The 13,470-nt window shown below is 74.0% G+C and carries 10 protein-coding genes and 1 pseudogene; 5 read left to right on the forward strand and 6 right to left on the reverse strand.

From position 1 onward, the window contains the following. The first annotated feature begins 144 nt into the window (after positions 1-144). The 3 genes from AB0L33_RS22015 to AB0L33_RS22025 all read left to right on the forward strand — a co-directional run bounded on the left by AB0L33_RS22015 (position 145) and on the right by AB0L33_RS22025 (position 3,096). A complete protein-coding gene (locus AB0L33_RS22015; RefSeq protein ID WP_365683918.1) occupies positions 145-1,092 on the forward strand; it encodes a multicopper oxidase domain-containing protein in 948 nt (315 codons plus the stop codon). A 68-nt stretch (positions 1,093-1,160) separates the two neighbouring features. Next, positions 1,161-1,415 (forward strand): WhiB family transcriptional regulator, encoded by a 255-nt coding sequence (locus AB0L33_RS22020; RefSeq protein ID WP_018100193.1) that lies wholly within the window; start codon positions 1,161-1,163, stop codon positions 1,413-1,415. Between the two features lie 97 nt (positions 1,416-1,512). Then, complete coding sequence (locus AB0L33_RS22025; protein ID WP_365683920.1) at positions 1,513-3,096, forward strand: GMC family oxidoreductase N-terminal domain-containing protein; 1,584 nt, start codon at positions 1,513-1,515, stop codon at positions 3,094-3,096. A 15-nt stretch (positions 3,097-3,111) separates the two neighbouring features. Here AB0L33_RS22025 and AB0L33_RS22030 read toward each other — a convergent pair whose 3' ends face one another. Further along, on the reverse strand, positions 3,112-4,026 hold the full coding sequence (locus tag AB0L33_RS22030; protein WP_365683971.1) for a chitosanase: 915 nt from the start codon (positions 4,024-4,026) through the stop codon (positions 3,112-3,114). A gap of 73 nt (positions 4,027-4,099) precedes the next feature. On the opposite strand from AB0L33_RS22030, the gene AB0L33_RS22035 reads away from it, so the two are divergent. Further along, positions 4,100-7,462, forward strand: a complete 3,363-nt coding sequence (locus AB0L33_RS22035) for a hypothetical protein (protein WP_365683922.1) — start codon at positions 4,100-4,102, stop codon at positions 7,460-7,462. Positions 7,463-7,516: 54 nt separating this feature from the next. On the opposite strand, the gene AB0L33_RS22040 is transcribed toward AB0L33_RS22035, so the two are convergent. From AB0L33_RS22040 to AB0L33_RS22055, 4 genes are all read right to left on the reverse strand, one after another. Beyond that, a complete protein-coding gene (locus AB0L33_RS22040) occupies positions 7,517-8,485 on the reverse strand; it encodes an acyl-ACP desaturase (RefSeq protein ID WP_365683924.1) in 969 nt (322 codons plus the stop codon). A 173-nt stretch (positions 8,486-8,658) separates the two neighbouring features. Then, positions 8,659-10,290: an ABC-F family ATP-binding cassette domain-containing protein gene (locus AB0L33_RS22045; RefSeq protein ID WP_365683926.1), complete on the reverse strand. Its 1,632-nt coding sequence runs from the start codon at positions 10,288-10,290 to the stop codon at positions 8,659-8,661. Between the two features lie 308 nt (positions 10,291-10,598). Beyond that, the gene (locus AB0L33_RS22050) at positions 10,599-11,012 is read right to left on the reverse strand and encodes an SsgA family sporulation/cell division regulator (protein WP_365683928.1); all 414 of its coding nucleotides are present in this window, start codon (positions 11,010-11,012) and stop codon (positions 10,599-10,601) included. Between the two features lie 148 nt (positions 11,013-11,160). Continuing rightward, entirely contained in the window at positions 11,161-11,454 is a 294-nt protein-coding gene (locus tag AB0L33_RS22055; RefSeq protein WP_365683930.1) for a YciI family protein, read from the reverse strand. 68 nt (positions 11,455-11,522) lie between these two features. On the opposite strand from AB0L33_RS22055, the gene AB0L33_RS22060 reads away from it, so the two are divergent. Further along, a complete protein-coding gene (locus AB0L33_RS22060; protein ID WP_365683973.1) occupies positions 11,523-12,185 on the forward strand; it encodes an endonuclease V in 663 nt (220 codons plus the stop codon). A 15-nt stretch (positions 12,186-12,200) separates the two neighbouring features. Here the strand turns inward: AB0L33_RS22060 and AB0L33_RS22065 are convergent. Beyond that, positions 12,201-13,384: pseudogene (locus AB0L33_RS22065) on the reverse strand (saccharopine dehydrogenase NADP-binding domain-containing protein). Between the last annotated feature and the right edge of the window lie 86 nt (positions 13,385-13,470).

The following is a 13,470-nucleotide window of genomic DNA, read 5'->3' on the forward strand; positions in this document are numbered from 1 at the left end:
GACGGACGTATTTCGCGACTCGCCCACCGGCCTTGGCGGCCCTGGGGCGGACTTTGTCCTTACTGTGGGTAAGCGATTTTCCCGGGTTCGTCACGGCCCGTCGCCACATCCTCGGCAGCACCCGTCAGCAGTGGGGAGTTCGACATGGACCGCAGAAGTATCAGCCGACGGATGCTGATGGGCGGCGGGGCCGTGGCGGCGGCGGGGGTGGCGTCCCTGTCCCTCCCGGCCACCGCCGCCGCCCTGCCCCACCCGGTCCGGCGGGCGCCCGCCGGGGGAGTCGTCCGGCACATCCGCATGTACGTGGAGAAGCTGCCGGACGGCCGGACGGGCTACGGGCTCGCAAAGGGCAAGGCCACCGTGCCCGGCCCGCTCATCGAGCTCAACGAGGGCGACACCCTGCACATCGAGTTCGTCAACACCCTGGACGTGCCGGCCGGACTGCACGCGCACGGCGTCGACTACGACATCGCCAGCGACGGCACCCGGATGAATCACAGCACCGTCGAACCCGGCGCCACCCGCACGTACACCTGGCGCACTCACACCCCCGGCCCGCGCCGCGACGGCACCTGGCAGCCCGGCAGCGCGGGCTACTGGCACTACCACGACCACGCCGTGGGCTCCGACCACGGCACCGGCGGCATCCGCGACGGTCTCTACGGGCCGCTGGTCGTCCGGCGCCGGGGCGACATCCTGCCGGACAAGACCATCACGATCGTCTTCAACGGCATGTCGATCAACAACACCCCGGCCGGGAAGAGCCCGGACTTCACGACCACGCTCGGGGACCGGCTCGAAGTCGTCATGATCACGCACGGCGACTTCTACCACACGTTCCACATGCACGGTCACCGCTGGGCGGACAACCGCACGGGCATGCTCACCGGCCCCGACGACCCGAGCCGGGTGGTCGACACGAAGATCGTCGGACCGGCGGACTCCTTCGGCTTCCAGGTGATCGCGGGCGAACACGTGGGCGCGGGCGCCTGGATGTACCACTGCCACGTGCAGAGCCACGCCGACCGGGGCATGGGCGGCATGCTCCTCGTGGCCGACCGGGACGGCACCGTCCCCGGACACGACGGCTAGGGCCGGGCGGACGCCCCATTGACGCGGCGTTGATCAGTCGTTTATCGCGACCGGGCAGGGTGGCCGTCATGCTGATCAACACCGCGACCGACCCCGCCTTCTCCTGGCAGGAGACGGCACTGTGCGCCCAGGCGGGCCCCGAGTTCTTCTTCCCGGCCCCCGGCAGCTCCACCCGTGAGGCCAAGCAGCTCTGCAACGCCTGCGAGGGACGGCAGGCGTGCCTGGAGTACGCCCTCGACAACGACGAACGCTTCGGCGTGTGGGGCGGCCTGTCCGAGAAGGAGCGGGAGCGGCTGCGCAGAGTTGGCCGCGAGCGGGCCTGAAACAGCCCTGTACGTGCGAGACTTCGGCCTCCACCGTTTCCGTACGCGGACCCCGTGACCGCGGCGGAACCCGCGTCGACCTGGAGGAGAAGCCGAGTTGAGCGAGTACGACTACGTCGTCGTCGGGGCGGGTTCGGCCGGCTGCGTGCTGGCCGCGCGGCTGTCCGAGGACCCCACCGTGCGGGTCGCGCTGGTCGAGTCGGGCGGCCCCGACCGCAAGCAGGAGATCCGCGTCCCGGCCGCCTTCCCGCAGTTGTTCAAGACCCCGTTCGACTGGGACTTCAGCACGGTGCGGCAGCCGGCGCTCGGTGGCCGCGAACTCTTCTGGCCGCGCGGCCACACCCTGGGCGGCTCCTCCTCGATCAACGCCATGATGTGGGTACGCGGACACCGAGACGACTACGACGCCTGGGCGGCGTCCGCCGGGCCGGACTGGGGCCACGACGCGATCGCGCCCTGCTTCCGGCGCGCCGAGCGCTGGTCCGGCCCGGTCGGCGACACCACGGTGTACGGCACCGAGGGCCCGCTGCACATCGCGCCGCCCCGCAGCCCGTCCCCGCTGACCGCCGACTTCGTCACCGCCTGCCGCGACGACGGCCTGACGTTCCTGCCCGAACTGAACGCGCCCGACCACAGCGGGGTCGCGATCACACCCCTCAACCAGCGGCGCGGGCGGCGCTGGAGCGCGGCCGACGGCTACCTCAGACCGGCCGCCCGGCGCGCCAATCTGGACGTCCTCACGCACACCCGCGTCCGCGCCCTCGCCTTCGACGGCGACCGGGCCACCGGGGTGGAGACCGAGAGCTCCGGCACGCTCACGGTCCGCCGCGAGGTGATCCTCAGCTCCGGTGCGATCGGCTCCCCGCACCTGCTGCTGCGCTCGGGCATCGGCGACCCCGGCGAACTGCGCCGCGCGGGCGTCGAGGTGCGCGCCGCGTCACCGGACGTCGGCCGCAACCTCCAGGACCACCTGTCCTTCGCGGTCACCCTGCGCTGCCCGCGCCCGGTGACGATGACGGGCGCCGACACCCCGGTGAACATCGCGCGCTACCTGCTCACCGGGCGCGGACCGCTCAGCTCCAACCTGGCCGAGGCCGTCGCCTTCGTCCGCAGCGCCTCCGCACCGGCCGCCCCGGACCTGGAACTGATCTTCGCCCCGGCCCCGTTCATCGACCACGGACTGACCCCGCCCACCGAACACGGCGTCACGATCGGCGTGGTCCTGCTCCAGCCCGAGAGCACCGGCCGCATCACCCTGGACACGGACCACCCGGACCCCCGGTCCGCCCTGCGCATCGACCCGGGCTACCTCGCGGCCGACACCGATCTGCGGCGCATGATGGACGGCGTCCGCCACGCCGAACGGCTCTTCGCCCACACGGCGCTCGCCGCGCACACCTCGACGCCCATGGGCCACTACCCGGGGGTGGTGGACGACGACCGCCTGGCCGAGGCGATCCGGACCGGCGCGGAAACCCTCTACCACCCCGTCGGCACCTGCCGGATGGGCGAGGACCCCGGATCGGTCACCGACCCCCGGCTCCGGGTGCGCGGCGTCCGCGGCCTGCGCGTCGTCGACGCCTCCGTCATGCCGCGCATCACCCGGGGGCACACCCACGCGCCCACGGTCGCCATCGCCGAGAAGGCCGCCGAACTGATCAGGCAGGACGCCCGACGCTAGAAAACGCCGGGAGCCCTACGGGATGCGGAACGTCTCCCCGTACATCTTCCAGGTCAGCGGCGGCTCCAGGCCGAAATTCCCGTCCTCCAGGAAGACGCGCTGCGCGGTGTCGATGCGCGAGGTGTCGTGCTGCTGGTTCTTCTTCGACTTCATCACGGCCCGGGCGGTGTCCAGGAAGGCGTCCAGGTACGCCGACTCGTCACCGCCCTCCGCGACCGTGTCGGCCTCGGCCAGCGCCGCCTGCCGGATGCCGTAGAAGGAGTCCGCCTCGTGCCCGGGGCCCTGGAGCACCATGGTGTCGAAGTAGATGAACTGGCCCAGCGCGCCGAGGCCGTCCAGCTTCGCCAGACGCACCGCCGGCTCGAAGTACTGCTTGTCGCGGACCTCCTCCTGCGCCTTGCGGAACGCCGGGTCCTCGGCCGCCTTCCGCCACGCGCCCGTGAACCCCGGGTCCAGCCCCTCGTGCGACCCGGTCCCGTCCACCTTGCGCAGTGCGGGGAGATACGGGGCGAGCGGGTTGTCCGGGTGGTCCTTCGTGAACGCCTCGACGAACGCCAGCATGTCGTGCGTACCGGAGCAGAAGCCGACCAGACCGGCCGCGTATCCGGTGCCGTCGCCGCTGTCCTCGATCGTCGCGTACTGGGTGCGCCAGTCCAGCGTCGAGCCCTCCGCGCTGGCCAGCAGCTTCCACGCGATCTCGCGCATCTCCGGCGTGGCGAGCCCGGCCGGGGCCCGGCCGACCCGCTCGTCCATCTCCGCGCGCTCCTCGTCGTCCGCCGCCGCGAACGGGTCCGGGTTCACCGGCCCGGTGGCCGACGCCTCGGCGGCCTTGGGGGAGTCCGTGGGCAGCCCCGCGTCGTCGCCGCCGGGGTTGAGGACGAGGGCCACGGCTATCGCCAGCGGCGCACCGATGAGAACGAAGCGGGTCACAGGTTTCACCGGCACAGCGTACGGTCCCCGCCCGCCCCCGCGCGGCACACCCCCGCACGGCAGAATCGCCCCCATGACCGACGCCCTGCTGAAGGCCCTCGACCTGCTTCCGTACCCCCGGCGCATGCGCGAACTCGCGGCCCGGGCACGCCTTCTGTCCGCTTCGGGGGACTTGCGTCGCGTCCTTGACGAGCTGGACGGGGGCGGTCCGTACGAGCGGGGCCTCGCCGTCGTCGCGGCGGCCGTCGGCGGCGACGCGGAGTGGATCGCCGCGCACCTCGCCGACCCGGACCCCTTCGTGCAGGGCCACGCCCTGCGGGTCGCCCGGAGCCTCGGAGTCCCCGACGAGGCGTACGAACGGTCCCTGGACGACCTGCCCCGCACCGCGCGCCGCCGCTTGCTGCGGGCGGTCGTCCACGACCGGCGCACCGACCTCGCCGTCCGGCTCCTCGACCAGGTGCGCGCCGACTGGGGCGACGCCGAGGCGGCCGTGCTGCTGCCCGGCTGCCCCGCCGGCACCGTGGCCCGGCTGCTGCCCGAGCTGCTGTACGCCGTACGCGGCTGGAGCGCTCTGGGGCGCCGCCACCCCGGCCCTCTCATGGACGCCGTCGAACGTCAGCTCGCCGAACTGCCCGAGCCGCAGCGCCCGGAGTGGTGGCAGCGTTACGCCCCCGGGATCGCCGCCGCCGTCGCCGCCCGGCCCGCCCGCGTCCTCGACCTGCTCGACCGCTTCGGCCCCGCGACCCTGCCCTGGCCGCTCGCCCGCCGCCTCGGCGCCCTCGCCGCCGCCGACCCGGCCCGGACCGCCCGGCTGCTGTTGCGCCCGGAGACCCGGCCGATGCTGGAGCACGGTGCGCGCAGGGTGCCCGACGGCGCCCTTCTCCGCCTCGCCCGCACCGCGCCCGAAGGGCTCGTGGTGGAGCTGGGCCGGGCCACGGCCCAGGACTCCGCCGGTCTGGCCCGGCTCCTCACCGCCCTCCCGCCCGGCCGGCGCACCGCCCTGCACGCCTCGGTCACCGCCGGGCGCGGCCCGGGCGGCCCCGCCGTCGACGCGGCCCTCCTCGACGCACTGCCCCGCAGCGGCGTCGCCGAGGAGGCCCGGCGCATGGCGGACCGGGCCGCCGAACGCGGCGAGGACTGGCACACCGTGCTCCTCGCCCAGTCCTACCTCCCGGCCGCCGAGGTGTGGGACGGGCTGCTCGCCGCCACCCGCAGACCGGCCGCCGAGGACCGGGCCCTCGTCTGGCCGCTGCTCGTCCGCAACGCCGGGCGCACCGGCGCACCCGGACCGGTCGCCGTACTCCTGGACGACATGGCGAGGCTCCGCAACGAGCAGGACCCCGTGCGCTCGGCCGCCCTCCGCGCCCTGGAGGACGTCCCCGCCGCACTGTTCACCGAGGCCATGGAACCGGCCCTGGACCGGATCGCGGCCGACGCCGTCGAGGCCCGGGACTCCTCCTACGCCACCCGGCGCGCCCTGAGCACCCTCGCCGTGCGGCTGCTGCGCGAACACGCCGTCACCGGCCGTCGCGCACTGGTCAGCTGGTCGCTGCGCACCCTGGTCCGGATCTCCGGCAACACCGGCGGTGCCGACCTCGGACGGCTCGACCGCAGCCTGCGCAGGGGCCAGGAGCACCAGGTGTTCGAGGCCCTGCGGCCCTGGCTGGAGGCGGGCGCGGAGAAGAGCGACTACGGGCTCGCGTTCGCGCTCGTCCGGGCGCTGGGCCGACGCGCCGCCGGCCTGCCCGAGCTCCAGGACCTGCTGTGGCAGGCGATCCGCTTCGGCTCGGTCACCACCGCGCGGACTGCCGTCCGGCTGTGGCTGGAACCGGACGCGGACCGGGGCGAGCGCGTCGAACGGCTCCTCGCGCTCGACCCCTCGGCGGGCACCCTGCCCGAAGTGCTGGCGGTCCTCACCCGCACCCGGACCGACCTCCTCGACCCGTACCTCGCGACACCGCCGCCGCACGGCCGCTTCCTGACCCCCGGCCGCTCCTGGACCGTCCACCCCGGGCCCGAGGTCCGCCGCTGGGTGCCCCGCCAGCACCGCGCCGCCGAACGCGCCCTGCGCCACGCGGCGCGCGACGGGAAGCTGCCCCTGCACGGGCGGGCGCGTGCCGTCGCCGCCCTGGCCCGCATCCCCGGGACCGGCGCCGAGTCCCTGGGGGAGTGGACCGGCTCCGACGACGTCGTGCTCGCCGAGGCAGCGCTCACCGCGCTCGGCCACACCGACCGCGCCCCCGAGGTGCTGCCCACGCTGCTCGCCCACACCGGGACCGACCGCGCCCGGGTCGCCGTCTTCGCGGCCGGCCGGGCCTCCCGGGACGTCCGCCCCTCCGTCCTCGCCCCCATGCTCCGCGCCCACCTGGCCCCGGGCACCGGCAAGGTCACCAGCCGCAAGGAGGCCGTCCGGCTCGCCGTGGCCCGGCTGCCCCGGGACACCGCCGCCGAACTGGTCGCCGAGGGCTACGAGGCCCCTGGCCAGCACCCGGACGTCCGGGCCGCCTGCGTGGCCGGGGCGATCGCCCTGCTCGGCGACGCGCGGATGTGGCGGCTGCTCGCGGACGCCGCCGCCGGGCCCGTCGTGCTGCGCACCGCCGTCCTGCGCGTGCGGCCCATGGACCTGCCCGGCGCGCACCGCACCGGCTACGCGCGCCTGGTGCGCGAGGTGTGCGGCACGGACGACGAGGAACTCGCGGCCGCCGCCCACGCCGTGGTGGCCCGCTGGATACCGTGGGAGCCGGGCATCTGCGAGGTGCTGGCCGCCGCCGCGACGGACCTGGCTCGCCGCCGCTCCTGGCGCTCGGCCGCCGACGCGCTGGCCGGTGCCGCGCCCGCCGCCTCCGGGGAGGCCGCGCAGGCGCTGATGGGCGCGCTGGGCACGCTCACGGACTCCGTGGCCATGGACGACGCGGGGAGCGACCGCGACCGGCCCGAACGGCAACGGGCCGTGCACCTGGTGAACCGCCTCGCCTCCGCGGCAGGGGCGCGCCCCGACGCGACCCTGCGCTCCGTCCTCGCCGCCGCCGGCGACCGGCTCACCCGCCACCGCGACTACGTACCGCAGGCCGCTGAGCTGCTGGCCGGCGCGGTGGACCCGGAGAGCGGGGCGGACGCGCTGCACGCCGCGCTGGACCGCATCGCCCTGCTGGTCACCGGCCGGCCCGTGCTCGCCGCCCGCATCGCCCGCCTGTACGTCACGCACCACGGCGACCCGCAGGGCGAGGACGGGGCGGCGACGCTGCTCGCGGTGGCGGGGCGCCTCGCCGAGGACGGCGGCCTCGCGCACGGCCTGCTGGCGGTGCGGCTGGTCGCGGTCGGCGGGCGGCACACGGGGTGGACCGGTCCGTGGCGGACCCAGCTGCGGCTGCTGCGCCGCCACCCGGAGGCGGAGGTGCGCGACGCGGCGTACGCGGAGGTGACGGTCCGGGAGTGAGCGGTCTCCCGGAGCGCCACCTCGGCGCGGCCGGCTGGGGGTGTCGGCCGCGCCCTACGCGCGGGCGGCCATCCGGGCCCTGCGGGCCGCCAGCTTCTCGTCGAACTTCGCGGCCTCGGTGTCCAGGCCGCGCATGTACAGGCCCAGCTCCTCCTGCGCCTTCAGGCCGTCCGGGCCCAGGCCGTCGATGTCGAGGACCTTCAGGTAACGCAGCACCGGCTGGATGACGTCGTCGTGGTGGATGCGCATGTTGTAGATCCCGCCGATCGCCATCTGCGCGGCGGCCCGCTCGAAGCCGGGCATGCCGTGGCCGGGCATCCGGAAGTTGACGACCACGTCGCGCACGGACTGCATCGTCAGGTCGGGGGCCAGCTCGAACGCCGCGCCCAGCAGGTTGCGGTAGAAGACCATGTGCAGGTTCTCGTCGGTCGCGATGCGCGCCAGCATCCGGTCGCAGACCGGGTCGCCCGACTGGTGTCCGGTGTTGCGGTGCGAGACGCGGGTCGCCAGCTCCTGGAAGGCCACGTAGGCCACGGAGTGCAGCATCGAGTGCCGGTTGTCGGACTCGAAGCCCTCCGCCATGTGTGCCATCCGGAACTGCTCCAGCTTGTCCGGGTCGACGGCGCGCGAGGTGAGCAGGTAGTCCCGCATCACGATGCCGTGCCGGCCCTCCTCGGCCGTCCAGCGGTGCACCCAGGTGCCCCAGGCGCCGTCGCGGCCGAAGAGCGTGGCGATCTCGTGGTGGTAGCTGGGGAGGTTGTCCTCGGTGAGGAGGTTGACCACGAGCGCGATCCTGCCGATGTCCGTGACCTTGGACTGGTCGGACCGCCACGCCTCGCCGTCCTCGAAGACGCCGGGGAAGTTGCGCCCGTCCGAGAAGGGGACGTACTCGTGCGGCATCCAGTCCTTGGCGACCTTGAGGTGCCGGTTGAGTTCCTTCTCGACCACCTCTTCCAGTGCGAACAGGAGGTGGGCATCGGTCCACGCCTGTGAACTGCCGAGGTGGGGAGAAGTAAGGGTCACGGGGGCTCCTGGGGACGGGAGATTTACCTACGGCTTCGTAGGTTACGAGACCGTAGGTTAAAGCGGCGGTAAGGCTCTGGCCAAGCCCGAACGGGCGAGCGCCGCTCACTCCGCGTGACGAAAACCGGAAGGGGGTGTGCGCCGGCCCGGCGCACACCCCCTTCCCCCCGGTGTCACAGCCCGGCGCGCACCTCCTCGGCCGTGGTGTCCCGCAGCTCGCCGTCGAGCAGCAGCCAGCGGGTGATCCCCAGCGATTCCAGGAACGGCACGTCGTGGCTGGCCACGACGAGCGCCCCCTCGTACGCCTCCAGCGCCTCGGTCAGCCGTCGTACGCTCGCCAGGTCGAGGTTGTTCGTCGGCTCGTCCAGCATCAGCAGCTGGGGCGCCGGCTCGGCCAGCAGCAGCGCGGCCAGCGCCGCCCGGAACCGCTCCCCGCCCGACAGCGTCCCCGCCGCCCGGTCCGCCCGCGCACCCCGGAAGAGGAAGTGCGCGAGCCTCGCCCTGATGTGGTTGTTGGTGGCGTCCGGGGCGAACCGCGCCACGTTCTCCACCACGCTCAGCCCGTCGTCCAGCACGTCGAGCCGCTGGGGCAGGAAGCGCAGCGGGACCTCGGTCACCGCCTCCCCGGACACCGGTGCCAGCTCGCCGGCGAGCGTACGGAGCAGCGTCGTCTTGCCCGCCCCGTTGCGCCCCACCAGCGCGATGCGCTCCGGACCGCGCACCTCGTACTGGCCCCGGACCCGTGCCCCGTACGCGAGTTCCAGATCGCGCAGGACCAGCACGCCCCGGCCCGGGTGGACCCGGGTGTGCGGCAGCTCGACCCGGATCTCGTCGTCGTCGCGGACCAGCTCGACGGCGTCGTCCAGGCGCTCCTTCGCCTCGGCCAGCCGCTCCGCGTGCAAGATCCGGTGCTTGCCCGCGGACTCCTGGGCGGACCGTCTGCGCGCCCCCATGACGATCTTGGGCTCGCGCTTCTGCTCGTACATCTTCTGTCCGTACCGCTTGCGCCGGGCCAGTTTCACCTGGGCCTCGGCCAGTTCGCGCTTCTGCCGCTTCATGTCGGCCTCGGCGACGCGCACCATGCGCTCGGCCGCCTCCTGCTCGACGGCCAGCGCCTCCTCGTACGCGGAGAGGTTGCCGCCGTACCAGGTGACGGTGGAGTCCCGCAGGTCGGCGATCTGGTCGACCCGCTCCAGGAGTTCCCGGTCGTGGCTGACGACGACGAGCACTCCCTGCCAGGCGTCGACCGCCGCGTACAGCCGCTGTCTGGCGTGCAGGTCCAGGTTGTTGGTCGGCTCGTCGAGCAGCAGCACATCGGGCCGGGCCAGCAGCAGCGCGGCCAGCCGCAGCAGCACGCACTCGCCGCCCGACATCTCGCCGATCGTGCGGTCGAGCCCGATGTGGCCGAGGCCCAGCCCGTCGAGGGTGGCGCGGGCGCGCTCCTCGACGTCCCAGTCGTCCCCGACGGCGGCGAAGTGCTCCTCGCCGACGTCACCGGCCTCGATGGCGTGCAGCGCCCGGCGGACGGTGTCGATCCCGAGCGCCGCGTCGACGCGCAACTCCGTGTCCAGGACCAGGTTCTGCGGCAGGTAGCCCACTTCGCCGGAGACGCTGATCCGGCCGCCGGTGGGTTCGAGTTCCCCGGCGAGCAGCCGGAGCAGGGTCGATTTGCCGGCCCCGTTGAGGCCGATGAGCCCCGTGCGGCCGGGGCCCACGGAGAGCTGGAGGCCGTCCAGGGCCCGGCCGCCGTCGGGCCAGATCAGGGAGAGGGCGGAACAGGTGATGTGGGCGGTGGGGGTAGACATGAGGAATCTCCCGGTTGCGAGGAAGGACAGGGCAACGGGGGTGAGACACCGGCCACTGGCATTCGACGCATTCCGGCGGAAAACCCGGTCATGCGGAGGGAAGGCCCTGGTCGCGGAGGACGGCTCGGAGAGCTGAGGTCGCACTCGGGCGCGCGGACACGGCAGAAGCCGGTCATGGCACGCGACACGGTGTCTCGGGACCTCAGACCTTCAACGGCCTGCTCCAATCGGCGACGACAAGGACACCGCAAACGGTACGCGGGGCGGGCGGCGGGAGCAATCGAATTAACGGCCGCCCGGGAACGGACTCAGCGGGGACCGAACAGCTCGGTCAGATTCCGGTCCAGGTCCAGGAAGCGCTGCTCGTGGCCGCAGGGCACCAGCTCCTCGGCCCGCCGCAGGAACCGCCGCAGCTCCGCGGTGCGCACATGCACCATCGCGATGCCCTCGGCGGCGTGGAACTCCAGCACCGTACGGTCGTAGCCGAACGGCCTGATCCGTACGTCCCCGAGTCCGGACGGCACCTCCATCCCGGCGGCGAGCAGTTCCCGGGAGAACTGCCAGGACACTTCGGTCCCTTCCAGCGTCGCCGGCGCCGGGAACGCCATGCGCACGGCGAAGGGGTCCGCCCGGTCGTAGCTCAGGACGGCGGGCAGCGTCTCCATCTGCGGCGCGGACGCCACCATGCGGGCCTGTACGGACTGTTCGATGACCGTGGACACGAACCTGCTCCCTCTCGCGACCGGACGAACGGTTCCCGGCACCCGTAGAGACGACGGAAGCCGCCGATCCGTGCACCAGGAGACGGCGTGAGCTGCATCACCGCACACCGCTGCCCGTTCACCTGCCCCGTAACGGGCGGAGCACCCGTCAGAGCCGCTGGCGGTACGGGGCGAGCGCGTCCGAGGTCTTGGTGGCGATGAACTCGGTGATCCGGTACGCGCAGACGCCCTCGACCACGAACGGGTCGGTCGCCGCCAGCCGTTCGATCTCCGCCCGGTCGTCCCCGACCGCGAGGATCACCCCGCCGTCCCGCGGGTTCTTGCGCCCGGAGGCGATGAACACCCCGGCCGCGTACTGCTGGTCGAGCCAGGCCACGTGCGCGTTCAGCGCCGCGTCGACGCGGTCCATCGGGGCGGTGTAGGACAGCTCAAGTACGAACATGATCTCAGGCTACCGGCGGGGGTGTTGGGGGCACCGCCTAGGGTGGACGCACCATGACACCGCTGCACATGCCCTCCGACGTGGCCGAGGCCCGTGCCCTCCAGGACGCCCTGCGCGGCCGCGTGATCCTCGACGAGCCGGGTCCGCCGCCGGGGACCGGCCGGGTCACCGGGGTCGACGTCGCCTACGACGACGAGCGCGACATCGTGGCGGCGGCGGCCGTCGTGCTCGACGCCGCGACGCTGGAGGTGGTGGAGGAGGCCACCGCCGTCGGCCGGGTCAGCTTCCCGTACGTCCCGGGGCTGCTGGCCTTCCGCGAGATCCCGACGGTCCTGGCCGCTCTGGAGAATCTGGCCGCCGACCCCGGTCTCGTCGTCTGCGACGGGTACGGCAGGGCCCACCCCCGCCGCTTCGGCCTCGCCAGCCACCTCGGCGTCCTCACGGGGCTCCCGGTCATCGGCGTCGCGAAGAATCCGTTCACCTTCACCTACGAGCAGCCGGGCCCGGCGCGCGGGGACCAGTCGCCGCTGCTGGACGGGGCGGAGGAGGTCGGCCGGGCCCTGCGCACCCGGGCCGGCACCAAGCCGGTCTACGTCTCGGTCGGGCACCGCACCAGTCTGGACAACGCCGTCGCGCACACCCTCGCGCTCGCCCGGGACTTCCGGCAGCCGGAGACCACCCGCAGGGCGGACGCCCTGTGCCGCAGGGCCCTGCGGGAAGCCACCGCCTGAGGCGGGCCGGGCGGCTCAGCGCACCGCCGCCACCCGGAACCTCAGACCGGCCGCCACCAGCCGGTCCAGCAGCGCGTCGCCCATCGCGGCGGCCGTCGTGACCTGGCCCGAGGTGGCCGGCAGCTCGTCCAGCGCCAGGCACAGCGCGGACTCCGCGAGCATCTTCGCCGTCTCGTCGTACCCCGGATCGCCGCCCGACACCTCCGTGAACACCCGCCGCCCTCGCCGACGAACCGCACGGTGAACCAGCTGCGCCGCCTGCGCTCCGCGTCCGGGCCCGAGCCGGGCTCGTAACGGCCCATCAGCCACTGCCGCGCGGCCGGCACCTGCGCGGCGCCGAGCAGTACGCCGAGCGCGGCGGTGCCACCGAGGGCCACGGGAAGACGCTTGACCGAGGCGTAGTGGCGGTAGCGGAAGTCGGGGCCGTAGCGCGGCAGCGCCTTCGCCGAGCGGGCGATGATCCGCGCGTCGAGCGTGGGCAGCGGAAGCGCCCAGGTGCCCGTCTCCGGGCTGAAGCGGGGGTGGCCGAGCGGGGCGTGGACGCGGCGGCCGGCCGGCCGGGGTTCGTACAGCCGGCGCTGCTTCGCGGCGCGCGCCGTCTGCGCGCCCCGGCCCATCGCGGTGAGCGCCGAGGCGAACGTGCCGCCGGAGAAGACGGCGTTGCTGCGGACGAAGCCGTCGATGCGCAGCGGCACGTCCTCCGGCAGCTGCCGGACCGTGAAATAGGCGCCGAGGTCGTGCGGCACGGAGTCGAAGCCGCAGGCGTGCACGATGCGGGCGCCGGTCTCCCGGGCCCGGGCGTCGTGCTCCACGTACATCCGGTCCACGAACTCCGGCTCGCCCGTCAGGTCCGCGTAGTCCGTCCCCGCCTCCGCGCAGGCGGCGACCAGCGGTTCGCCGTACCAGACGTAGGGGCCGACGGTCGTGGCCACCACGTGCGCGGACTCGGCCAGCGCGCGGAGCGAACCGGCGTCGGCCGCGTCCGCCTCCAGCAGGGGCAGGTCCGCGCAGCGCGGATCGAGGGCGGCCAGCCGTGCGCGCAGCCTCTCCAGCTTGGCGCGGTCGCGGCCGGCCAGGGCCCAGCGGAAGCCATCGGGGGCATGCCGGGCCAGATACTCGGCGGTGAGCGCGCCCACGAAGCCGGTGGCGCCGAAAAGGACTACGTCATAGGGGCGTGCGGGCCCGTTCTGCCTGTTCACGAAAGCCTCCACGGAGGACGGCGCCGGACGGAGCGAGCAGAGGGTAGCGCGGCCGTCGTGGCGGTCTGCGGGCGGGAGGGGGTCAT

This window comes from Streptomyces sp. NPDC052299 (assembly GCF_040679335.1).
Lineage (GTDB): Bacteria > Actinomycetota > Actinomycetes > Streptomycetales > Streptomycetaceae > Streptomyces.

What these genes read in the sequence shown, in the direction of transcription:
- AB0L33_RS22055 (WP_365683930.1), bottom strand. Translation starts at nt 11,454, where the DNA reads ATGTTCGTACTTGAGCTGTCCTACACCGCCCCGATGGACCGCGTCGAC.
- AB0L33_RS22020 (WP_018100193.1), top strand. Translation starts at nt 1,161, where the DNA reads ATGCTGATCAACACCGCGACCGACCCCGCCTTCTCCTGGCAGGAGACG.
- AB0L33_RS22035 (WP_365683922.1), top strand. Translation starts at nt 4,100, where the DNA reads ATGACCGACGCCCTGCTGAAGGCCCTCGACCTGCTTCCGTACCCCCGG.
- AB0L33_RS22060 (WP_365683973.1), top strand. Translation starts at nt 11,523, where the DNA reads ATGCCCTCCGACGTGGCCGAGGCCCGTGCCCTCCAGGACGCCCTGCGC.
- AB0L33_RS22015 (WP_365683918.1), top strand. Translation starts at nt 145, where the DNA reads ATGGACCGCAGAAGTATCAGCCGACGGATGCTGATGGGCGGCGGGGCC.
- AB0L33_RS22045 (WP_365683926.1), bottom strand. Translation starts at nt 10,290, where the DNA reads ATGTCTACCCCCACCGCCCACATCACCTGTTCCGCCCTCTCCCTGATC.